Consider the following 21,649-nt stretch of genomic DNA (forward strand, 5'->3'; position numbering starts at 1 on the left):
GCCGGCCCGGACAACGGCGCACGCCGCCACCCCGGCCCGCAGGTTTCAGAAATCAACGGTGGCGGACAACAGCAGCGTGCGCGGTGCGCCTTGGGAAAACGCGCCATAGGAGGCGACCCCTGACCAGTAGGCGCGGTCAAGCACGTTTTGCACCGTGGCGCGAAAGGTCGTGGGCCGCTCGGCAATGCGCGTGGCATAGCGGGCGCCGACATCGAAGCGGGTCCAGGCATCCAGTGCCTGGGTGTTGGCCTGGTCGACGTACTGGCGGGCGGTGTAGATCGCGCCGCTGGTCAGCGTCAGCCCGTCGATGCCCGGGGTGTCCCATTCGGCCCAGAGGTTGGCCTGGACCTTGGGAACGCCCACCGGTGTGTTGCCGCGGTTGGCGGCCACGCCAGTGCGGGTCAGCTCCCCATCGAGCAGCGTCACGCCGCCGAGCAAACGTGTGCCCCGGGCAATCTCGCCGGACAGGTTCAGTTCCATGCCACGGTTGCGTTGCTGGGCCTGGACCGAAAACACCCCGTTCGACAACTCACCGCTGGGTTTCTTGATCTGGAACAGCGCCAGCGTGGCCATGAAACGGTCGTAGTCGAGCTTGACCCCGATCTCCTGCTGGCGGGAGATGTAGGGTGAGAAAACCTCTTCCGCGTTGGTGGCGGCGGACGGCGCGATATCGCCCTTGCTCAGGCCTTCGATGTAGTTGTAGTACAGCGCGACATGCTCCCAGGGCTTGGCGACGATACCGAACAGTGGCGTGGTTTTGCTTTTGTCGTAGGACGGGGTGGTGACGGCGAGGTTGTAGTTGTCCGACTGGATGTTTTGCCGGCGCAGCCCGAGGGTGACTTGCAGGCGTTCATCGAGCACCGACAAGGTGTCGGCCAGGGCGACGCCCGACAGTTCGCTCTCGGAGACTTTCGGTGTGTTGGGCTCGGCGAGGTTGGGCCGGGGCTGGTCGATCGGGTGATAGATGTTCGAGAGGACGGCGGGACCGGAAATAATGCCCCGGGACAACTCGTCGCGATAACGGCTGACTTGCAGCACCGCGCGGTGGCTGACCGGCCCGGTGTCGAAGCCCAGGCGCGCGCCGGCGTCGACGGTGTAGCGCTGGACTTTGAATTGGTAATAGCCGGGATCTGATGACGTGTCTCCGGCGGCGTTGATGATGGTCGGGGTCTGGTCGGACATGCGCTCAACCTCGGATTTTCCGCCGCCGGCGTGGGCAAACACCGTCAGCTGGTCGCTGAGGTCGTACTCGCCACTGAGCAACGCCGATTTGTCCCGGGCCTGGGAGCGTCCCCAGTCCTGGCTGACACTGGTCCGGCCGTTGGCGGCCGAGGGGATCTGCACGCCGGGGGCGATCCTGAAGGGCCGCGATGCGGCGTCGAACGCTTCCTCCTGATTGATCAGGTCCAGGCTCGTGCGCAGGCGATCCCCTTGGTAGTCCAGGGAGATGGCGCCGGTACCGACGTTTCGAGACTGCTTGTCGATGGTCGTTTCGCCCTGCTGCAGGCTGCCGTTGAATCTGATCCCGAACCGGCGCTCTTCACCAAAACGCCGGCTGACGTCGAGGTGGCCGCCCAGTTGCGAGTCCGTGGCATAGCGGCTGGTGAAACGGGTCAGGTCCTCGTCGAGGGCGCGCTTGGGGACCACATTGATCACACCGCCCACGGCGCTGTTGGGCGACATGCCATACAGCAGGGCGGCGGGGCCCTTGACCAATTCAATGCGCTCGGCGTAATCGGTGAACACCCGATAATTGGACGCTACGCCGTACACGCCGTCGAAAGCCAGTTCACCGAGGTTGCCTTCGCCCAGCGGAAAACCGCGGATGAAAAACGAGTCGACGATGCCGCCCGTCTGGCCAGTGGCGCGCACCGAAGAATCGCGCTCCAGCAAGTCACCCACGGTGACCGCCTGCTGATCCTTGATCATCGTCGAGGTGTAGCTGCTGACGCTGAACGGCGCATCCATCACTTCGTCGTTGCCCAGCAGCCCGAGGCGCGCGCCGCGGGCGACCTGGCCGCTGGAGTCGGTGGATGGCAAGTCGGTGCTGCGTCTGCCGGCGGCATCGACGTTGATCTCCGGCAGAGACACTTGACGCAACACCAGCGTGTAGCTCCCATCGTCGCGGGCAATCATCTCCACACCGCTGTCACCCAGCAGGCGTGTGAGCGCTTGCGCAGTCGGATAAGTGCCGGACAGTCCCGGGCTGACCAGCCCCTCAGTGATTGACGGCTGGAACGACAAGGCAATGCCGACGGCTATCGCAAAACTCGACAGGGCGGGGCCGAGCGGCCCGGGGGCGATGTCATAGGCCCGGGGGGCGATGGCTGCCAGTGGCGCGGGCACGGCGGCCCAGGCGAATGCCCCGGTGACCGTGCTCAAGGCAAGGCTCAAGAGCACACTGCGTATGACGAGCTTGGACGGACGATCCGGACGCAGGGGCCGTGCGACGAGCATGGATGGGTGACCCTATGGACGAGATGAAAGGGTTATTCCTGTCTTTGCCAGTTGAGATCAAAAAAAGTATCACCCGGGCAGCAAAAACTTTTTTGCGGGGTCAGGCAGGGGAAAGCGTCACCCAGTAACCGCTCAAATGGCCGGTGACCAGGACCGGGTAGGTTTGCACCAGCATGTTCAGGGTGCGCTGGGTATCGTTGATGGGGAAGGCGCCGGAAACCCGCAGCTCGGCAATGGCCGGGTCGCAACGCACGAAGCCCCGGCGATAGCGCGCCAGCTCGGCGACGAAATCCGCCAGGCGCATCTTGTCGGCCATCAGCATGCCTTGGGTCCAGGCGCCGACGTTGCGATCGGTCGGGGTCAACGGGCCGAAGGCCAGGGATGAGAAGTCGGTGCGCTGTCCGGCGTTGACGATGAGCGGCGCGGCCTGGCGAGCATTGGCCAGTTCAATCCGCACAGCGCCTTCGAGTACCGCCAGTTGGGTGCGCGATGGCAGTTGGCGAACGGTGAACCGCGTGCCCAGGGCCTGCATCCGGCCCTCGCGGGTGCTGACCAGGAACGGTCGCCCCTGGGGTGAAGCATCCGGCGCGGTCTGCACCAGGATTTCCCCTTCACGCACCTGGATGAGCCGCTGCTGGGTGTCGAACAGCACGTCGATGGCCGTGTCGGTATTGAGGGTGAGGTGCGAGCCATCGGCCAGGGTCAACTCGCGACGCTCGCCCACGGCGGTGTGGTAGTCGGCGGACCATTGCTGCGATTGCGCCAGTTTCCAACTGCCCCAACTGGCAGGCACCACGGCCAGCAGCAACGCCAGTTTGCCAAGGGCCGCGCGCCGTTCGGGGCTGCTCGGGCGATCCAGCGCCGACATCGCCAATGACCGTGGCAAGCCGCCGAGCTTGCCTTGCAGCACTTGTGCACGCGACCAGGCCCGGCCGCGTTCGGGGCTGCTGGCCCTCCAGCATTCCCACTCGGCACGTTCGCTGTCACTGAGGTCGCGCTCACTCAAGCGCATCAGCCACTCGGCGGCTTCTTCGAGGACCTTCGGATCGAGCGGCGGCTCATGACGTCGGGTGAGCATTCATTCCACCAGCATCAGGCACTGCACGAACGCCTGCTTCATGTAGCGCTTGACCGTGATCAGCGAGACGTCCAGCTGTTGGGCGATGTCGTCGTATTTCAGGCCGCCGATCTGCGACAGCAGGAAGGCCCGTTTGACCGGCGCCGGGAGGGTGTCGAGCATGGCGTCGATTTCGTGCAGGGTTTCCAGCACCAGGAAACGTAATTCGGGAGACGGCACTTCCTGGGCCGGCAAATGCGCAAGCGCCTCCAGGTAGGCCCGTTCCAGGGCCTTGCGCTGATACCAGTTGATGAGAATGCCCTTGGCGACGCAGCTCAGGTAGGCCCGGGGCTGGTCAATGGCCGTGACTTGGGAGGCGAGAATGCGCGTGAAAGTGTCTTGGGCCAGGTCCGCCGCATCCATGGCGTTGCCCAGTTTCTTCTTCAGCGTGGCGTACAGCCAGCCGTGATGGCCGGCGTACAGCGCTTCAATCACGCGCAGATGATGGTCGTTGTTCGCGGGCAGGGTTTCGCTCATGGTTGCGTTTTTTGCAATTGAGAAGTATTCCCAATGCTAAAGGACAACTTGTCCGTGACGCAAGCGGCATTCGACAACGCTGCTTCAGGTACGCGGGCGGTTCACCGGCCAGTAGCGCAACACGACGACGGGGATCAGTGCCAACACATAAGCCAGGCAAACGAACAGGTAGGTGTACTGCAAGCCGTAGACCTGGCTGAGCAACCCGCCGGCCGAGATGCCCGCGATCGAAGCGAATTGCGCGGTGCCCTGGGCAATGCCCAGCACGTGACCTTGACGCGAGCTGTCGGCGGATTTCGAAATCAACGCCATCAGCACCGGCGTGGTGGCGCCCAGCAGCACCCCCCAGATGAAGTAGGCGACGACAAAGATGATGGCGTTGCGCGTGCTGCCCGCCAGGGCGGTCAGGACGATGCAACCGAGCACGACGTAGAGGATGCGGTGCAAGGTGTCCTGCCGGGTACGGTGCTCGAAATAGCGCGACCAGGCCGTGGCCGAGAGGATGAAACCCAGCGCCAGCAAGCCGTAGCAGAGGCCGACCACCGAGTTGCTGACGTCGAATACCGAGCTCACGTACAAGGAGAATGACGTCTGCGGCAGCATCCGCGCCAACAGCAAGATACCCATGACGCACAGCAACGACAGCAGCGGTGTTCCTTGCCAGACGCTGTCGGTACGACTCGTCGCTGCCGGGGTTTGGCCGGTCGCGGATTTCTTCACCGGTGGCACGTCCGGCAAGGTCACGGCCGCCACCACCGTGCACACCGCGCACAAGGCCGAGGCGATGATGTTGATCCAGAAGAACGTGGCGTAGTCGAGGATCAGGCCCCCGACCACCGCGCCGAGCAATGAGCCGACGTTGGTGGATATCTGCAGGATCGCGAACAGTCGCGCCCGTCGCGACGGGGCTTCGATGCTGACGCCGTAGGCCTGCGCCGGGGCGATGTACCCGGCGAAGGCGCCTTGCAGGAAACGCAGGATCAGGATGACCCAGATGTCACTGCTCAGCGCCAGCCCGAGCTGGGTCAGCGACAGGCCCGCCAGGGCGCGGATCATCATCAGCTTATGACCGTAGCGATCGCCGACACGGCCCCAGAACGCGCTGGTCAGAATGATGCCCAGCATCGGCCCGACATACACGGCGATGCTGGCGAAGCTGAAGACTGACTCCGAGGACGTCAGCCCGCGCAGGTGGACCGGCCAGAACGGCCCGCTCATTTCCATCGCACCCATGGAGATGAGCTGGATCGCGAACAGAAGGGAAATCAGGATTTTTACGTTCGAACCCTGGACGGTACCTGCGTGGGACATGACTCAGCCTCGGTGGTTAATCGCTAGCAAGCGGGTGGGTCAGCGTGTGCTGCAGGCGATGACACGGTCGGCAAGATGCCCGGCTGCACGAAAGGTTGCAAGAGAGTCGATAGCGCTGCAGCGGCTGTGTGCCCGAGCGTTCTGGTGCTGCCTGAAAAAATAACCGCCGGGGGGTGATACTTTTCCGCAGGTCGACTGGCAATAGGAGTGATTACCATTTTCTCTCGTTGGAAAGGATCTTTAAGCCATGTCTGTTGCACGTCGACCTTGTGGTGAGTCTGCGTTATCCCTCGCGATTCGTACCGCCACCCTGAGTTTCATTCTGGTCGCAGGAAGCGCCACTGCCTGGGCGGCAACCCCCGGGCAAAAGCCCGCTGCCGATCCAACCTCGAACGTCCCTGCGGTCGACAACGGCCAAGGCTTGATCCTTGACGCCACCAACATCACCGGCACCCACAACAACCCGAGCGCACTGCCGGCCGAGCTGGCGGGTGGTCAAGTGGCGCGTGGCGCCCGCTTGGGGATGATGGGCAACAAGGACGTGATGGACACGCCGTTCAGCGTGACCAGCTACACCGCCAAGACCCTGGCCGACCTGCAAACCGTGACCGCGGCCGATGCCTTGCAACGAGACCCGTCTGTGCGCTCGACGGGCCAGGTGGGCGGCATTGTCGATTCGTTTTTCATCCGGGGTTTTCCGATTGGCGAGGGCAACCTTGGCGAACTGGCCTATGACGGCGTCTACGGCGTGGCGCCCAACTACCGGGTATTTACCGACTACGCCGAACGGGTCGAAGTGCTCAAGGGACCGGGCGCCCTGATGTACGGCATGTCTCCGAACAGTGGGGTGGGCGGGGTGATCAATATCGTTCCCAAGCGGGCGCTGGACGAAGACCTGACACGCTTTACCGGCAGCTATGCGTCTGATACCTACGTGGGCGGGCACTTGGACGTCAGCCGTCGATTCGGCTCGCAAAACCAGTTCGGCGTGCGCTTCAACGGCAGCCTCCAGGGTGGCGACACGGCCGTCAATGATCAGGAACGCGAGCTCAACATTGGCGCCATCGCCTTCGATTATCGCGGTGAGCGTCTGCGCTTGAACCTCGACTTCATCAGCCAGAAAGAAAGCTTCGAAGGTGCTTCGCGGCCCTTCACCGTCGCGCCTGGCGTGGAGATTCCATCGGCCCCCAACGGCCGCACCAACGCGTCGCAGAAATGGGGTTGGTCGGACACCAAGGAGCAGTCGGCATTGCTCGGTGGCGAATATGACCTGACGGACTCGATCACGGTATTCGCCCATGCCGGTGGTGGCCGATCGGACGTCCAGCGGATGTCGGACCAGGTGCCCAGGATTCTCAACGACGCCGGTGATATCAGCAACACACCGGGCTATTACAAATTCAACGTGGATCGCTCGACGGCTGATGTGGGCGTGCGTGGCGTGTTCGACACCGGCCCCGTCACCCACACCACCACATTGATGGCGAGCACTTATCAGGATGAATTGTCTCGGGGGATCACCAACGGGCCAGCGGTTTTTTCGAACATCTATCACCCGGTGGACGTGGCCAAGCCAGCCATCAACGCACCCAAGGTGTTGCGCGTCTCTGAGTCGCAGTTGTCCGGTTTCGCCCTGACCGACACTTTGTCGGCCCTGGATGACCGTGTCCAACTGACCTTGGGGCTGCGCCGGCAGAACATCGAGTCGCGTAATTACAACGCCGCCGGTTCGGTCAGTTCCCGTTATGACGACAGCGCCACGACCCCGATGCTCGGTCTGGTGGTCAAGCCTTGGGAGGATGTGTCGCTCTACTACAACTATGTCGAAGGCTTGAGTAAAGGTGACGTCGCGCCAGGCACCGCGAGCAACGCCGGCGAAACATTCGCACCTTATGAATCCAAGCAGCATGAGGTTGGGGTCAAGTACGAGCACGGCACGTTCATGACCACCCTGGCGCTGTTCCAGATCGAGAAGCCCAGTGGCGAAATCGGTGCGGGCAATGTGTTCTCGGTGCAGGCCGAACAGCGCAACCGTGGCGTGGAATTGAGCGTGTTCGGCGAAGTGGCCCCCGGCACTCGCTTGATGGGTGGCGTGACACTGCTCGATGGCGAACTGACGGATTCCGCCACCGCGGCCAACCGTGGCAATAAACCGGTGGGCGTGCCTGAGGTACAAGCCAACCTGTGGGCTGAATGGGACACCCCGTGGGTGGAGGGCTTTACCCTCACCAGCGGTGCGATCTACACCAGCGGCCAATACGTGAACCAGGCCAACACCCAGGAACTGGACGCCTGGACCCGCTTCGATGCGGGCGCACGCTACGCCACCAAGATCGAAGGTCGACCGACGACGTTCAGGGCCACAGTCCAGAACGTCTTTGACCGTGAATACTGGTCGGGTGTCGCCTCGTACGGTGCCTTCTCCCCAGGCTCTCCGCGTACCTTGCAGTTGTCGGCCACGGTCGATTTCTAAGCAGTGGGCAAGGGTGGCTCAAGCCAAGGGCCACCCCCCTCGTTTTATAGAGGTAGATCAGAACTTTCTTGGCGCGGGCAGGGGCAAGTCGATACAGCCATGGTCAAGTGCGCGTCGCGCGGACAAGGGAACCAGCGAAACCAATTCCTCTTCGACGATTTGATTGCTCATGGCCAACTCCAACTCGGGGCAGTCAATGCTGAGCCAGTCACCGTGTTGGAGCGGTACATTCGCAGTCCGATGGCTCAAGCTGTGAAACACGTAGTGAACCAGCCCGGGCTCGAGAAACTGTTCATGTTTCTCCAGGAACTCTTCCGAATATCGACGCAGACTCTGCCAGCGATGCAAGCTCATCCGATGGTGACTTGCCGTCAAGGGTTGGCCGTCACGCTCTATCTGGACATTGATGGCCAAATCAGCCTGCAATTCCCCCACGATCAATGCCGGGGCAATCGCACAGGTACGCAAGTGCGCATGCGCTGAAGAAATGGCGTCACGACCATGCAACACATGATCGTGAACATCGTTGCCCAGGGTAAAGCCAATGAAGCGCAGCGCGCCAAACGGGTCGACCCAATAAAGGCAGACAATGCACGGCTCGCTACTGATGCTTTGTGAATGATAAGGAACCTGCAGAGGGTCGCCGTCGGTCTTGAGCAGTCGGCCGTTACCTTTGTAATGCCAGGCTTGTTCTGTCTTGGCGGTACAGAGTGTGACTTCGCTGATCTGGACCCATAAATTGTTATCGGGCTTCAGCGGTGGTCGGTATTTCACTGCCGCGGGTGTAAGCGGGTAGGGCGTGGACGGCAGGTCCTGGAGATAGGACTGCCAATCCATATTCCGCTCAGCGCAATGGGCCAGGGCTTCATAAAGATTTCCCTGCGGTGGACGCACTTCCCGACTTTGACCGGATTTGAAGTCAAATACGCCAAGGCCTCCTTGCGGCACTGGAGAGTCCAGCAACATCACATAATGGGTCATTACTTATCCTCCAGGGTCAAGCGTGCGGATAGGGGGGAGTAGTCATTGAGTCCGTTGAAAACCGGGGAGGTCTCTTTGAGCCACAAGGACAGCAAACCACCCGTCAAACTACCGGCCAGTGCCAGGAACAGGATTGCGGTGAGCCCCCACGTCATGGCGATGTAACCGGCGATAACAGGCGCGACCCCTCCTCCAAGAATCTCTCCGCAGCCCACCACCAGCCCGGTCGCGGTGGCCAATAAACTGGGCGGCACTGATTCGCTGGTCAATGGGCCGACCGTTATGCAGATCAGGCTGAAGTTGATAAAGGACAAAAAAAACAATTGAAGGAACAGTAGCCAGGGCAGCGGTGGGCTGATGATCAATAAACCCACTAACAGCGCACTGATCATGAAACAGATGGAAACCACGGGCTTGCGACCCAGTTGGTCGGACAAGCCGGGAATGACCAGTTGTCCAAAAAAACCACCCAGGCCAATGGCGGAAATGATCATGGCCATGGAAAAATTGCTCAGGTGCAAAATGTCTGTCAGGTAGCTGGGGAGCAGGGCGCACAGAACGAACTGGCACGTCAGTATGCAAAGCATCAAGGCAATATTGAGCCGCACATTCCCGCTGGACAGGGCCGTCCTCCACTGGCTTTTGGAGGCGCGTGCAATCGACGCCGTGCTGGGCGCCTGGGTCGGTTGGTAGGTTTTATAGAGATACCAGGCCACGACCAGGCCGGGTAACGAAATGATGGCGAACACGGCGCGCCAGGAGCCGAACACTTCAAGCAAGACGCCGGCCAGCAGCGGTCCGAGGCACAGGCCGATGATGGGGAACAATGCCTGTTGAATACCTAGATTGAGACCGCGCCGGCAGGGCTGCGAGACTTCATCGGTGACAATGATGCTGACGGGTGTAAACGCACCTTCACAGACCCCCATCAAGGCGCGCAAGAGCACCAGGCCCACCAGGCTGGTGATCAATGCAGACGCACCGGCCAGCAGGGATAACAGGGTAATCGACAGCACCAGCAACTTCTTGGTGCCCAGTATCCTGATGGCGGCTCCCATGAACAGGGCTGAACCTCCCCACGCAAAGGCCAGGATCGCCGACAACATGCTCAAGTCCTGATAGTCCAGGGCCAAGTCATGCATGATCACCGGGAACAACGGCATGATAATGAACCTGTCCAGTCCTACCAGCCCGAAGCTCAGCGACAGAAGCGTGATCATGCGTCTTTCATAGCCGCCCCAAGGTCGAGCGACCGGAAACTTCATCTCCATGTTCCTTCCCCTTCTTTCCTTGGCGCTTTCGACGCTCTCTCGAACGAGGTGAGCGCCTACGATCAATACGCCTGTAGCCAGGGGCAGATGTGCCCCTGGCTGGGTATCGGTGTGCTATCGGGCCTGTCAGGCAACCCACTTGCCCACGGCCATTTCGGCGGTGAAACCCGGGCCGAAGGCCGCCAGCATGCCCGTCGCTCCATCGACCGGCCCGCTGTCGAACTGGCGCTTGAGTACATCGAAGACCACCACGCTGGCGATGTTCCCGGCTTCGCTCAAGCTGTCGCGAGACTGAGCGACCCTGCCAGGTTCCAAGTCCAGTTGCAGGACCAGTTCATCAAGGATTTTCCGTCCGCCGGTATGGAAGATGAAAAAGTCATTTTGAGCGCAATGTTGATTGAAGGTCTCGTAGTTCAATTCTTCCATCATCGGTGCGACATCTTTAATGGAGTTCATGACGGCCTTGTCCAGGGTAAAGTGAAAACCACTGTCTTTAACGTCATATTTAATGTAGTGCTCACTGTTAGGCAGGAAGTAAGACCCGGTCTTGGCGATCTTGAAACCAGGGGCCTTGTCATCGGCTCGCATGACGCAGGCTGATACGGCATCGCCAAATAACGCCGCGGAGATGAACGCATGCAACTTGGTATCCTGGGGTTGATAGCAGAGCGATGAAAACTCCAGGGAGACGATGAGGACGTGGTTGTCCGGCGCCCGGCTGGCGAAGTCGTTGGCTCGATTGATCGCCGCAGCGCCCGCCACGCAACCCAACTGAGCGATGGGCAGTTGTACGGTCGACGTTCGCAGGCCTAGGTCATTGATCAAATGGGCTGTCAGCGAAGGCATCATGAAACCCGTGCACGATGTCACCGCGACCATTCGAATGTCGTCGATGGTCAGCCCGGCATTCTCGATGGCTTGGCGCGCCGCAATGGATGACATGCGGCGGGCTTCGCGCTCATAAACGATGCTGCGATGGGTAAAGCCGGTGTGCACCGCCAGTTCATCGATAGGCAGGACCAGGTGTCGTTCGTTTACCTGTGTGTTTTGAATCATTCGTTTGGCAAGTGCCATTCGTGGGTGATCATCATGCAACTGCTCTAGGTGCTCGATCATTTGTTGCTGAGTAATCTTGTGTTGCGGGAAAAGCAGACTGGGTTTGCAAAGAGTAGACATGACAAGTCCTCGGCTAATAGCCAATAAAGTTAGAAACACATTTAAGGCAATGACAGCAAAGCAGGACTCTGAAAAACAGAATCAAAGCAACGGGCTGGGAGGCCAAAAAACTTGACTGTTGTTATCGATGGCGCGGGGTATGACGGACGTCTTGTTAGTTATTTCACCAGTACAAACTTATAAGCATATTGCCAGGCCAGGTTGCTTTCCCGGACATGTTTTCGAATAACCATGCGTACGGGGGCGCCGCTGACGACTTGCCGGGAATCGATGACGTCAACGATTTCCGACGCAATCACCAGACCATCATCCAAACGCACCATTGCCATGAAGCGGGGTACGGTTTCTCCATAGCCCATGGCTGCCAATATCGGATTCTCGGCGTGAGCGCTGACTTGGATAGTGCCGGTGCGTGCGCAGCGATACGGTTCCACGTTCAACGAGTTGCACGCGCCACAGACGGTGCGCCGAGGGAAGAAAATTTCTTCGCAATCCTGGCATTGGCTGCCTTCGAGGCGGTATTTGCCACCGTGCTCGCGCCATTCGCGCAACATGCTGGCGGTGGTCATGCGGTGGATTTGTTCAGGGTAAAGGGACATGGTCGGCTCCTTAATCGTTGGAAAGCACAATGACGCTGTTGTGCGCGGCGTAACCGCCCAGGTTTTGCGAGACGCCAATACGGGCGCCTTTGACTTGGTTGTTGGACTCGCCGCGAAGCTGCCGGAACAATTCAGTGATGTGCAAAATCCCATCGCAGCCGGAGGCGTGGCCACGTCCGATGTTGCCGCCGTCAGTGTTCAGCGGTAGTTGTCCATCAAGGGCTATGCCGCCTTCCAATACAAAGTCGCCGGCCTGGCCTGGACCACATACGCCCATGGATTCCATTTGAATCAACCCGGCGCCCAGCAAGTCGTAGACTTGCGCCACATCAATATCCTTTGCAGTGATACCGGCTTTTTTGTAGGCGATTTCGGCGCAGGCCATCGAGTTGGCGGAAACCGCCATGCCCACATCTTTTGGCAGACCCGGAAATTGCAACGTCGGGTTGTGATAGCGCGTACCGAAATAGTGCGATACGCCGGTGTAGGCACAGCCACGGATAAATACCGGTTGGGTCGTGTAGCGGTGCACAAGGTGTTCGGCCACCAGGATGGCGCAACCGCTGGCTTCACCCCAGGCCAGCATCGAGCCACATGCTTCGCTACTTTTGAGGGTATCGAGGGACGGAATCGGCACGCCATAACGGGTCGCCGTGGGGGTGTTGTGGGCATAGATACGCATCTGCCGGCCAAAAGTCGCCAATACATCCGCTTCGCGTCCCGCATAACCGAACTTTTCAAAATACTCGGCGGTCGCCAGGGCGAAGGCGTCGGTGTGTGAGATACCTAAAAAATAATCGTATTCACATTCAGTGCTGGAACCGATGTACTCGGCGTAGTTGAAGTGGTCGGTCATTTTTTCAAAGCCCCCGCACAGGACGATGTCGTATTCACCTGAGGCGACCATTTGGTGAGCCATCTGGAAAGACACCGAACTGCTGGTGCAGTTGGCAGTACTCATGAACGTAGGGGCAGGGCTGATACCCAAGGCATCGGAAATGGTGGGGCCCAGGCCTCCGTATTCAGAAATGCCTTCACCGTGGTAGCCATAGGCAACTGCCTGGAGTTCGCGGGGATGCATCTTGATGGCGTTGAGTGCTTGATAGGCGGACTCGACGATCATCTCCTTGAACGTCTGACGAACTCTGGAACTGCCAGGTTTAGGGGTATAGGCAGCCGAAACGATAGCAACGCGTCGTGCGCACATAAAAAGGTGCTCCTTGCTGGATGATTGGAATCAGAGATAGGCCGTCAGCGCATAGTCGGGCCGCAAGTATTTGAACTCGTACTTGATCGACGTCCCGTAATCCACGTAGTACTTATCCTCCAGCAGCGTGCGCAGCGGAACGTTGGTCTTTTGATAGGCTTCGATGGCATCGGTGACGGTCAAGGCAATGGCATCGCTGCCCGCCCCAAACCCGTAGGAAACCATCAGGATTCTTTCACCCGGGCGCGCCTGATCGAGGACGTTGACCAAGCCCAGCAAAGGGCTTGCTGCCCCAGCATCACCGACACTCTGGGCATAGATGCCCGGTTCGATTTGCGCGCTGGTGAATCCCAGGTGCTTGCCGAGCGAGTAGGGGGTCGACACCAGGTTCTGTTGGAAGACGACATAATCGAAATCACCGGCCTGCGCATGAATCTTGGCCATCAATCCCGAGGCAGCACGGCGAGTCTGGTCTTCAAGGCCGATGCTGTTCTTGTCCGAGCCCAGACCCATTCCCGACCGGATATAGCGGTCCCCTTGAGGCCTGATGTTGTCAGCGACATCTGCCGCGCAAGAAAAACTTGCATCAAAATGCGCGATCACGTTTTCTGTGCCCAGCAGTAGGGCCGCGGCGCCTGCCCCGGCGTAGGACTCAGTCAAATCACCGGGGGCGGTGTTGCGGTTGATCGTATCGGCGCCCACTGCCAAAGCGTTGCCTACCATGCCCGAGGCGACCAAGGCGTATGCAATCTGAAGGGCGCTGGTGCCTGATTTACCGGCAAACTGCACGTCTGCACAAAAGGCGTCATAGCCGCAACCGAGCATTTCCAGGATGATCGCGGCGGAGGCCCGGGAGTCATATGGATTGGTGCAGGTGCCTAGGTAAAGCGCTTCAAGAGAACAAGGCGGTGCCTTGTCCAATGCGCGTTGTGCGGCGAGGACGCTCAAGGTTATGACGTCTTCATCGGGTTGCAGCACGGCCCGTTCAATAACACCCAATTGACCCTTGACCAAGCTCAGATCGGTGTTTTTCCACACCTGGATTACATCGTCCACCTTGAGCCGGCAGACCGGGATACCCGCGCCATAGCTCACAATTCCTACCTTATTCATGTGTACATCCTCCAGATTCCGTTCTTTCACCTGCTGGCGGAAAGCCGTGGCAGGCGCATGAAATATTTAGAAACTATCTATTGCTACCCGCAAAGTGTCATTGGCAGTCCTATGCCCGTAAATCGGCACGTTCGAGAGGCAGAACTTGCCGGTCAGCTTGTGAGTAATGGGTTTATTCTCTTCCAATTATTATGTATGATACGAAACGTGCCGTATCGTTAAGGTAGCGTGAAAAATTTATGACTTTCTTTCTCCGATTCCCCTATATAGAGGTTAAAAGCGCTCAAGAGACCTACTGCTAAGCAGAAGCTGAGATCAAATAAACATACAAAACGAAACGATCCGTTTCATTGCTTTTCGAGAGAATCCTATACCCTGAGTCTCTTTTGTCAAGCGCCATATTGGAGATTTTTATTTATGGCCCGTAAACCATCTCGGAGCTCCATTGGCTCATTGAGGAGCCCTCACACGCACAAAGCGATCATTATTTCTGCCATAGAGACCCTTAAGGAGTGCGGTTACTCGGGGTTGAGCATCGAGGCTGTGGCTCGCCGGGCTGGCGCGAGCAAACCGACAATCTACCGGTGGTGGGGGAACAAGGCAGCCTTGATCGCCGAGGTCTACGAGAGTGAAAGCGAGCAGATTCGCAAAGAGCCTGATAAAGGTTCCTTCAAGGAGAACCTCAATTTCTTGCTGCTCAATCTCTGGAAGGTCTGGCGAGAAACAATTTGCGGGGAGGCTTTTCGGTGTGTCATCGCTGAGGCGCAACTCGATCCCAGCACACTGCCCAAACTGAAAGACGAATTCATGGAGCGGCGTAGGGAGTTGCCTCGCAAACTGGTGGAAAATGCAATTCAGCAGGGCGAGTTGCCCAAGGACACGTCGCGTGAATTGCTTCTGGACATGATCTTTGGGTTTTGCTGGTACCGGCTGTTGACCGAGCAACTGGAGGTGGAAGCGGATATCAATGAATTCACGACACTTCTGCTGAACGGGGTACTGGGCACGAATTCGGCAGCGGTTCAGGGCGCCGCCGAAGCCTGATTATCGGGTGGGGTTGCCCTTACTTTGCGCCACTGAATTGTGCATGAAGGCTCGGCAGGATGCTGGCCAGGTGGTTGAATTCACACATGTCATGCACTGCAAATTCATACGCCAGGGTTTCCAGTTCCACTTCCCCCAGGCCGTTTTCTTCCAAGAGTTGAGCGGCTCGCTCGGCGCCCGGAAAACGTTGCATGGAAGGGTGGCTGCCAACCCAGTAACGGCTGGTCAGGTACAAACCTTCCGGGCATTCCTTGAACAAGTGCGCCATCAGCGACACCGGCACTTGCGGTTCGTGGGCCAGGCTCATCAAGGCGCTGACGCTGCCGTCTATTTTGGATTCGCGGTACAGGTCCGGACAGAAGCCCAGCTCGCAGGGGTTCCTGAAATCAATGTGCAGGTGCATGAGTCGGTCACCGACGTACTCAGAGGCGCAAAAAGTATTGCCATACAAGCGCTCCTCGAAGCTCAGGGTATTGTCGAGGAGGCGCTCGTGATGAACGCAGGGGTTTGCCACATGGGCATAAGGAAACCACAGGGTGTAGCGTTCAGCCTCCAATGGATGCCACATGAACCACCACTTGAGCATTTCTGCGGTGCAGTTGGGGAAAAACTTGCGACTTTGCACGTAGGCCATCGGCCCTGGCAGCAGGGCGTATCCGGCCTCTTCGCTGATGAAATCAGCGGCGAGCATGCGGTTAAGGTCTTCAACGCTGGGCGTCAAGGTGTCAGCCAGGGGCATGGGGCCTTGCTGTATTTTTTCGACAGCACTGAGCGGCACGCTGATCTTCGAGCGGAAAAAGTCGGCGTAGGGTTTGCCTTTGATGGCCTGCTGATTGGCCAGGAACTGCTTCTGCATCGGCAATGAGAAGTAGGTGAAAGGTGTCATTACGCGCGCTTCCATGACGGTATTTCCTTGGTAGTGCGTGAAAAGCCCGCGGCATCGGCTGCGAAATTCTCACGCGGTGTTGTAAAGGGACAATGACGGGACCAAAATAGGTAGGCTTAAATAAAAAGTCAAATTTGAATTAGAACTATAAAGAGATGAGCTCATGGACAATGCCATCGGCAAGCCCTCCCTGCCTCGTGCTTCGCGGCTGGATGGGCAGGCAACGCGGCTGCAGATTCTGGAAAAGGCGGGTGAATTGTTTGCCGAACAGGGTTTGGCCAACACCACCAGCAAGCAAATTTGCGAACGCTCGCAAGCCAACAGCGCGGCGGTGAATTATCACTTCGTGAACAAAGAGGGCCTGTATCGCGCAGTGCTGCTTGAAGCCCACGCTCGGTTGGTGCAGCTGGAAACGCTGGTTTCGCTTAACGAGCGGCCAGGTTCTGCGCAAGAAAAATTACGTGCGCTCATCACCGTGTTGGTCGAACGCCTGCACAACCATCCGGATGGCTGGGCGCTGAAAGTGCTCACGCGCGAAGTGCTTTCGCCTTCTCCTGAGTTTGAGGTGGTGCTCAAGGAACAGTCGTTTCCCAAGGCACACATACTGCGTGGCTTGCTTGGACAAATCATGAACTTGCCGGCGGATCACCCGACAACGTTGCGCAGCGCCATCAGTGTCTTCGCGCCCTGTCTTTTTTTGCTAATAGCCCATCAGCCATTAAAGCAGCACGTACTGCAGGGGCTGAGTCTCGAGCCGCAGGGTTTGATAGACCATATGATGTGTTATGCCCTTGGTGGACTCCAGGCAGTGGCGGCGACTGCGCACGATGCTGCAAGCTGACGCGGGGCTATTGTCCTTTGGCCGGCAGCCCCATCTTCGCCAGCGTCAGCGTTTCATCAGCGCGCCCCCAGCCACCGTCTGCCACTTCTTCGACCAGGACCATGGTAAAGGGACGGACCCCTTCGCCGAAGTACTCGACGAACATTTCCGTGGTGCGATGGATGATCTCTTCCTTGCGCGCGTGGTCCAGGATTCCTTCGGGGAATTTGTAGTTGGCAAATGGCATGGATCTACTCCGTGGGTGTGAGAAATATTCGGTAGGGACAATGACCCCTGGCGCGCATCTTTCTCCTTTAGGTCCACGGAATAAATCCCTTTGGATTGCCATCAGCATTCAACGTACGCGAACAATCGCCAGCCTGGACTCAGTGCGAGTGACGTGGCTCGCCGCTGCGAGCGATCACCCGCAGATGCAACGTCGCCGGTTCCAGGCAACCCCCGGTGGAAAGCTGCCCCACCAGTTGCCGGTACAGTTCCTGCCAGGGCGTTTGTGAAGGCGGGATGCTTGGCGTCCATGCGAGTCGGCGCCGGGCCATCTCTTCGTCGTCGATCAGCAGGTTCACGGTGCGCGTGTTCAGGTCCACTTTCAGCCGGTCGTTGGTTTGCAGCAACGCCAGGCCACCGCCTACGGCGGCTTCAGGGGACATGTTGAGAATCGATGGGCTGGCTGAGGTGCCGCTCTGGCGGCCGTCGCCGAGGCAGGGCAGGGAGTCGATGCCTTGTTTGATCAGCGCGGCCGGCGGGGCCATGTTCACCACCTCGGCGCTGCCGGGGTAACCCACCGTGCCAGCACCGCGGATGACCAGGATGCAGCGCTCGTCGATGTCCAGCGCCGGGTCGTCGATGCGGGCGTGGTAATCCTCCGGCCCTTCGAAGACGATGGCTCGGGCTTCGAAACTGTTCTCGGCGCCGGGCTCGGACAGGTAGGTCTTGCGAAACGCCTCGCCCACCACCGACATCTTCATGATCGCGCTGTCGAAGAAATTGCCGCTGAGCACGATGAAGCCGGCACGGTGTTTGAGCGGGGTGTCGAAGGGATGGATCACATCGGCGTTGCTGGTCAGGCTGCTGCTGACGATTTCGCCGATGGTCCTGCCGCTGACCGTGGCGCAGTCTTCGTGCAGGCGTCCGGCCTTTTGCAGTTCATGCATGACCGAGGGCACGCCGCCGGCCCGATGGAACCCTTCGCCCAGGTACTTGCCCGCCGGCATGCAGTTGACCAGCAGTGGCACGTCTTCGCCAATCCGCTGCCAGTCGTCCAGGCTCAGTTCGACGCCCATGTGCCGGGCGATGGCGATCAGGTGCGGCGGGCAATTGCTCGAAGCGCCCAGGGCCGAGGCGACGGCGATGGCGTTCTCGAAGGCCTGGCGGGTCATGATCTGTGACGGGCGTATGTCTTGCAGTACCAGTTCGCAGATGCGCTTGCCGGTGGCGTAGGCCATTTGCCCGCGCTCGCGATAGGGCGCCGGAATGCTCGCGCAACCGGGCAGCGACATGCCCAGGGCTTCGGCCAGGGCATTCATCGACAGGGCCGTGCCCATGGTGTTGCAGTGACCCACCGATGGCGACGCCGCGGTGGTCATTTCCATGAAGCCTTCGTAGTCGATCTCGCCAGCGGCCATCAGGTTGCGTGCATGCCAGAGCACGGTGCCCGAGCCGATCAGTTCGCCCTTGTGATGGCCGTCGAGCATCGGGCCGCCGGACAGGACAATGGCGGGCAGGTCGGTGGTCGCCGCCGCCATCAGGCAGGCAGGTGTGGTCTTGTCGCAACCGGTGGTGAGCACCACGCCGTCCAATGGGTAGCCATGGAGGATTTCCACCAGCCCCAAGTAGGCCAGGTTGCGGTCCAGCGCCGCCGTGGGCCGCCGCGACTGTTCGGCGATCGGGTGCACCGGGAATTCCATGGGGATGCCACCGGCATCGCGGATGCCGGCCTTGACCCGTTGGGCCAGCTCCAGGTGATGACGGTTGCAGGGCGTCAGGTCGCTGCCGGTCTGGGCGATGCCGATGATCGGGCGTCCCGATTGCAGCTCCTCGCGGGTCATGCCGTAGTTCATGTAGCGTTCGACATACAGCGCGGTCATGTCCGCGTGGGCCGGGTCATTGAACCATTGCTCGCTGCGCAGGCGGCGTTTTGGCGTGTCACTCATGATTCATGTCTCTCTTGTAATTGGATGAATCGGTCACGGTCGTGGTCTCAGCGGCCCAGCAGTCCTCGGGCGGCGAGGTTACGTATCAAGGCACTGACGCCGAAGGTCCAGGGGGCGGCGTCGCAGCTGTGGGTCACCTGGTTATGCAGGCTGCCGAGCAACGGGCTGCTGATGCTGACGACGTCCCCGCGCTTGTGGGTGAAACCGCTGCCGGGATGGTCGCGGTCTTCGGTGGGGGCGAACAGGGTACCGAGAAACAGCACAAACCCGTCCGGATATTGGTGGTTGGCGTTGAGTGTCTGGCCCGCCAGGTCCTGCGGGTCACGGCTGATCTGGTTCATGGAACTCGAACCGTGGAGGCGGTAGCCATCTTCGCCTTGCACCTTGAGATCGACCACGCAAGCGCGGACGTCATCCAGGCTGAAGTGTTCGTCGAACAGGCGAATGAACGGCCCGATGGCGCAGGACGCATTGTTGTCCTTGGCCTTGCTCAACAACAGCGCACTGCGGCCTTCGATGTCGCGAAGGTTGACGTCGTTGCCCAGGGTGGCGCCGTGGATCTGGCCACGGCTGTTCACCGCCAGCACCACTTCCGGTTCCGGGTTGTTCCATTGCGATATCGGATGAATGCCGATGCGGCTGCCGCTGCCCACGGCGGCCAGGACCGGTGCCTTGGTGAAGATTTCCGCATCCGGGCCGATGCCGACTTCCAGGTACTGCGACCACATGCCCTGTTCGATGAGCAAGGCTTTCAGGCGCATGGCTTGCTCGGACCCCGGCACGATGGCGCGCAGGTTGTCGCCGATCACGCTGTGCACGGTGGCGCGTACGGCCTCGGCCTTTGCCGCGTCGCCGCCGGCCTGTTCCTCGATCACCCGCTCGATCATGCTGGCGGCGAAGGTCACGCCGGCGGCCTTGATCACTTGCAAGTCCAGTGGCGGCAAAAGGAACGGCTTGGTCGGGTCGGCATGAACGCCGGTATTGGCCAGCAGCGCTTCGACGCTGGCGATGAAGGTACCGGGCGTTTGCCTGACGGCGGCCAGGGGGGATTCTGTTTCCAGCAAATCGCTCAGGGTCGCGAAACGATCCGACAGGTCGAACACCCCGTCACTGCGCAGCACCACGGGTGAGGGTCCGGCGATACGGCCTGGTACCCAGGCACGACCAATCAGGGTGCCGGCGACGCCATCGACGGGCAAGGTGTTCTCGGGAGTAAGCATCAGCGACATGGGCAGTCTTCCTGGTTCGTAAAGCTTTCAAGCTAGGGCGCGCTGTTGATGAACTCCAATGAGATATATTCAGTATCTGATAACGTCCGGTTATTGCATTGTCGAGGATTGCCCATGTCCGATCTATCCTTCTCCAGCTTCTGCGGCTGGCTCAAATTCCGCCATCTGCTGTTGATCGATACCTTGGGGCGCACCTGCAACATGCACTTGGCGGCCGAGCAGATGAACCTCAGCCAGCCGGCCGTGAGCAAGATGCTCAAGGAAATCGAAAGCCTGCTCGGCTTCGCCCTGTTCGAACGTCGACCCCGGAGCATGCCGCCCACCGCACTAGGCGAACATGTGCTGCGTTACGCGCAGATCGCCTTGAACGACGCCCGTTCGTTCGTCGAGCAAATCAGTAGCCTGCGCGAAGGCGGCCACGGCTACCTCAAGGTCGGCGGTATCTTTGCCGCGACGGCGGTGGCCCTGCCCGAGGCGATCCTGCAGATCAAGCAGCGTTGGCCGTTGCTGTCCATCGAAGTGGTGGAGCAGACCAGCAACCATCTGATGAAGATGCTTGAAGAGAAAAAGCTCGATCTGGCGGTAGCCCGGTTTACCGAGCAAAGCCAGCAACAGCGCTACGATTTCCAGCCCCTGGCGCCGGAACCGTTCTGCATCGTGGTCAACGACCGCCATCCCCTGGCGAACGCCGGGCCGACGTCGTTGCAGCAACTGGTGGACCAACCGTGGATTCTCTACCCGGTCGGCACGCCGATCCGCGCGCGCATGGAACTGGCCTTTGCCGAGGCCGGGGTGGGGATGCCGCGCAACACCATCGACACCATTTCCATGCAGACCTTCCTCCAGGTCCTGCAACGCGGGCCCATGATCGGCATGCTGCCCAATGCCATGGTCGATCCGCTGCTCGAAAGCGGCCAGCTCAAGACCCTCGACACCCCGTTGCACCTGGTGCCACAGGACTACGGCATCCTGACCCGAAAGGATGAACCGTTGGTGGGCGCGGCGCTGGAGTTCGCCGAGATCCTCAAGGACAACGCCCGGTTGAGCGGGTGAATGTGCCGCCGCCATCGCGAGCAGGCTCGCTCCCACAGGGGACGGGAGTGCCGCGGATCTTTCAGTCAACACGAAACAACTTGTGGGAGCGAGCCTGCTCGCGATGGCGGCGGATCAGCCTGCGCTGAACCCTGTGGCGAGGGAGCTTGCTCCCGCTGGGCTACGCAGTAGCCCCTCTGGGTTCCGATAACAGATGGTTATCAACTAATCCAAAAATGCCATTGGGAAAGAATCGATCCGCGACAGTAGAGTCCTCGTTCAATC

18 protein-coding genes are annotated in these 21,649 nt (G+C 59.8%); 4 read left to right on the forward strand and 14 right to left on the reverse strand.

The genetic code is table 11. The annotated features are described in order from the left end of the window. Nucleotides 1–45: 45 nt before the first annotated feature. The 4 genes from AD659_RS13445 to AD659_RS13460 form a co-directional block, all read right to left on the reverse strand. Entirely contained in the window at nt 46–2,457 is a 2,412-nt protein-coding gene (locus AD659_RS13445) for a TonB-dependent receptor (protein ID WP_053121941.1), read from the reverse strand. A 100-nt stretch (nt 2,458–2,557) separates the two neighbouring features. After that, nucleotides 2,558–3,535 carry a FecR domain-containing protein gene (locus tag AD659_RS13450; RefSeq protein ID WP_053121943.1) on the reverse strand — a complete coding sequence of 326 codons (978 nt, stop codon included), beginning with the start codon at nt 3,533–3,535 and terminating at the stop codon, nt 2,558–2,560. Next, complete coding sequence (locus AD659_RS13455; protein WP_053121945.1) at nt 3,536–4,051, reverse strand: sigma-70 family RNA polymerase sigma factor; 516 nt, start codon at nt 4,049–4,051, stop codon at nt 3,536–3,538. It lies immediately after the preceding gene. A gap of 84 nt (nt 4,052–4,135) precedes the next feature. After that, on the reverse strand, nt 4,136–5,362 hold the full coding sequence (locus tag AD659_RS13460; protein ID WP_053121947.1) for an MFS transporter: 1,227 nt from the start codon (nt 5,360–5,362) through the stop codon (nt 4,136–4,138). Nucleotides 5,363–5,609: 247 nt separating this feature from the next. Between AD659_RS13460 and AD659_RS13465 the strand changes: the two genes are divergently transcribed. Continuing rightward, nucleotides 5,610–7,835 (forward strand): TonB-dependent receptor, encoded by a 2,226-nt coding sequence (locus AD659_RS13465; RefSeq protein ID WP_053121949.1) that lies wholly within the window; start codon nt 5,610–5,612, stop codon nt 7,833–7,835. 57 nt (nt 7,836–7,892) lie between these two features. Here the strand turns inward: AD659_RS13465 and AD659_RS13470 are convergent, their stop codons facing one another. The 6 genes from AD659_RS13470 to AD659_RS13495 form a co-directional block, all read right to left on the reverse strand. Then, nucleotides 7,893–8,816, reverse strand: coding sequence for a fumarylacetoacetate hydrolase (locus AD659_RS13470; protein ID WP_053121951.1), 924 nt, complete (start codon nt 8,814–8,816; stop codon nt 7,893–7,895). Beyond that, nucleotides 8,816–10,081, reverse strand: coding sequence for an MFS transporter (locus tag AD659_RS13475; protein ID WP_053121953.1), 1,266 nt, complete (start codon nt 10,079–10,081; stop codon nt 8,816–8,818). Before AD659_RS13475 ends, AD659_RS13470 begins: the two co-directional genes overlap by 1 nt. 132 nt (nt 10,082–10,213) lie before the next feature. Then, nucleotides 10,214–11,263, reverse strand: coding sequence for a type III polyketide synthase (locus AD659_RS13480; RefSeq protein WP_053121955.1), 1,050 nt, complete (start codon nt 11,261–11,263; stop codon nt 10,214–10,216). Nucleotides 11,264–11,421: 158 nt separating this feature from the next. Beyond that, nucleotides 11,422–11,862, reverse strand: coding sequence for a Zn-ribbon domain-containing OB-fold protein (locus AD659_RS13485; protein WP_053121956.1), 441 nt, complete (start codon nt 11,860–11,862; stop codon nt 11,422–11,424). Nucleotides 11,863–11,872: 10 nt separating this feature from the next. Beyond that, entirely contained in the window at nt 11,873–13,069 is a 1,197-nt protein-coding gene (locus tag AD659_RS13490) for a thiolase family protein (RefSeq protein ID WP_053121959.1), read from the reverse strand. Nucleotides 13,070–13,099: 30 nt separating this feature from the next. Further along, a complete protein-coding gene (locus AD659_RS13495; protein ID WP_053121961.1) occupies nt 13,100–14,182 on the reverse strand; it encodes a hydroxymethylglutaryl-CoA synthase in 1,083 nt (360 codons plus the stop codon). A 417-nt stretch (nt 14,183–14,599) separates the two neighbouring features. On the opposite strand from AD659_RS13495, the gene AD659_RS13500 reads away from it, so the two are divergent. Then, nucleotides 14,600–15,226 carry a TetR/AcrR family transcriptional regulator gene (locus AD659_RS13500; protein ID WP_053121965.1) on the forward strand — a complete coding sequence of 209 codons (627 nt, stop codon included), beginning with the start codon at nt 14,600–14,602 and terminating at the stop codon, nt 15,224–15,226. Nucleotides 15,227–15,245: 19 nt separating this feature from the next. Here the strand turns inward: AD659_RS13500 and phlG are convergent, their stop codons facing one another. After that, nucleotides 15,246–16,127, reverse strand: a complete 882-nt coding sequence (gene phlG, locus AD659_RS13505; RefSeq protein WP_053121971.1) for a 2,4-diacetylphloroglucinol hydrolase — start codon at nt 16,125–16,127, stop codon at nt 15,246–15,248. 148 nt (nt 16,128–16,275) lie between these two features. On the opposite strand from phlG, the gene AD659_RS13510 reads away from it, so the two are divergent. Next, complete coding sequence (locus AD659_RS13510; RefSeq protein WP_053121974.1) at nt 16,276–16,953, forward strand: TetR/AcrR family transcriptional regulator; 678 nt, start codon at nt 16,276–16,278, stop codon at nt 16,951–16,953. 7 nt (nt 16,954–16,960) lie between these two features. Here the strand turns inward: AD659_RS13510 and AD659_RS13515 are convergent, their stop codons facing one another. The 3 genes from AD659_RS13515 to AD659_RS13525 all read right to left on the reverse strand — a co-directional run bounded on the left by AD659_RS13515 (nt 16,961) and on the right by AD659_RS13525 (nt 20,332). Then, nucleotides 16,961–17,179 (reverse strand): tautomerase family protein, encoded by a 219-nt coding sequence (locus AD659_RS13515; RefSeq protein ID WP_003200762.1) that lies wholly within the window; start codon nt 17,177–17,179, stop codon nt 16,961–16,963. 139 nt (nt 17,180–17,318) lie between these two features. Then, nucleotides 17,319–19,103 (reverse strand): IlvD/Edd family dehydratase, encoded by a 1,785-nt coding sequence (locus tag AD659_RS13520; protein WP_053121976.1) that lies wholly within the window; start codon nt 19,101–19,103, stop codon nt 17,319–17,321. Between the two features lie 47 nt (nt 19,104–19,150). Then, nucleotides 19,151–20,332 carry a fumarylacetoacetate hydrolase family protein gene (locus tag AD659_RS13525; RefSeq protein WP_053121978.1) on the reverse strand — a complete coding sequence of 394 codons (1,182 nt, stop codon included), beginning with the start codon at nt 20,330–20,332 and terminating at the stop codon, nt 19,151–19,153. 114 nt (nt 20,333–20,446) lie between these two features. Here AD659_RS13525 and AD659_RS13530 point away from each other — a divergent pair, with 114 nt between their 5' ends. After that, on the forward strand, nt 20,447–21,385 hold the full coding sequence (locus tag AD659_RS13530) for a LysR family transcriptional regulator (RefSeq protein WP_053121979.1): 939 nt from the start codon (nt 20,447–20,449) through the stop codon (nt 21,383–21,385). The last annotated feature ends 264 nt before the right edge of the window (nt 21,386–21,649 follow it).

The organism is Pseudomonas thivervalensis, from assembly GCF_001269655.1.
GTDB lineage: Bacteria > Pseudomonadota > Gammaproteobacteria > Pseudomonadales > Pseudomonadaceae > Aquipseudomonas > Aquipseudomonas thivervalensis.